This is a genomic window from Cupriavidus sp. UYPR2.512, assembly GCF_000379565.1.
GTDB lineage: Bacteria > Pseudomonadota > Gammaproteobacteria > Burkholderiales > Burkholderiaceae > Cupriavidus.
This window is the reverse complement of record NZ_KB903110.1, coordinates 1-1,297: the sequence shown is the minus strand read 5'-3', so window position 1 is coordinate 1,297 and position 1,297 is coordinate 1. Positions and strand designations below refer to the sequence as shown.

General features: G+C 60.5%; 1 protein-coding gene and 1 pseudogene. Both read right to left on the bottom strand.

Annotation, left to right across the window (positions count from 1 at the left end; genetic code table 11):
• Positions 1 to 343: pseudogene (locus tag A3A5_RS0122795) on the bottom strand (hypothetical protein); the annotation flags it as partial.
• Between the two features lie 17 nt (positions 344 to 360).
• Positions 361 to 1,297: DEAD/DEAH box helicase (locus tag A3A5_RS0122790; protein WP_018312813.1), on the bottom strand; the 937-nt coding region annotated here is incomplete at its 5' end.

Below are 1,297 nucleotides of genomic sequence, written 5' to 3'. Positions count from 1 at the left end.
GCCACTGCGGAGCGGGACAGGTCGCGACGTCGATCTTGATCGTGTAGAGGCTTGACCCCATGACCTGCGCGTGTATTTTGCCCGCCGTCATTTGCAGATCGATCACGGAACCATTACGCACGTAGGTGCGCCCGCGCGGCAAGCGGTTGTCGTAGTCGCTGTAGCGTTCCAGGTTATCGCACCACGCCTTGCCCCAGAACGTCTTCGCGATGGCCCCACGATACGGGATTATGGGCGACAGCGTCTTGCCGGCCTTGATCGCCTTGGCAACCAGTTGTTCGGCCTTCCTGCGGCGCTCCGCGACCGACACGTATGGCTTCCATCCTTCGTAACCGTACCCCATCTCTGCCCTCGCGCTCCTCAGTTTTCCTGTGCGGCATGAATGTCAAGCTTCACGAGATCGAGCAATTCGCGATCGCTCATCTCGGTGAGCAGCAATTCCGCGCCCCCTTCCAGCACATCCTTGACCAACTGCTGCTTCGCTTCGATCAACTGGTCAATGCGGTCCTCGACCGTACCCCGACAAACAAACTTGTGCACCAGCACGTTTTTGCGCTGGCCGATACGAAAGGCCCGGTCCGTCGCCTGATTCTCCACGGCCGGATTCCACCAGCGATCGAAATGAATCACGTGGGAGGCGGCCGTGAGGTTTAATCCCGCCCCGCCCGCCTTGAGCGAGAGCACAAAGAAGGGGGTCAGCTCGTCTTCCTGAAATTGTCTCACCAGCTCGCGCCGCTTCCCGACTGGGGTGCCGCCATGCAGAATCAAGCCCTCCCGACCAAACAGCGATCCCAGAAACGCAGCCAGGGGCTCGGTGGTTTCGCGAAACTGCGTAAAGACCAACACTTTTTCCTGTTTTGCGGCAATCACGTCGACCAGTTCCCGCAGGCGGGCGAACTTGCCGCTGGCCTCGGGTTTCCATGCCGCGTCGCCAAGCCACTGGGACGGATGGTTGCATATTTGCTTGAAACGCATCAAGTAGCTCAATACAAGACCTTTGCGTTCGATGCCTTGCGCACCGTCCAGCGCGGCGGCCAGGTCCTGGACCGCCCGCTCGTACAGCGCGGCCTGCACCGGGCTCAGGTGGCACCAGGCTTTGAGTTCGGTCTTTTCCGGTAGATCGGCGATGACGTGCTTGTCCGTCTTCAGGCGGCGCAGAATGTACGGCCGCACGAGCGAGCGAAGCGGGCCGAAGTGCTCGGCTTTCGCCAGACGCTTGCTGAATTCGGCAAATTCCTTCGCCGAGCCCAGCAAGCCCGGATGCGTGAAATCAAGGATGGACCACAGGTCCGACAGG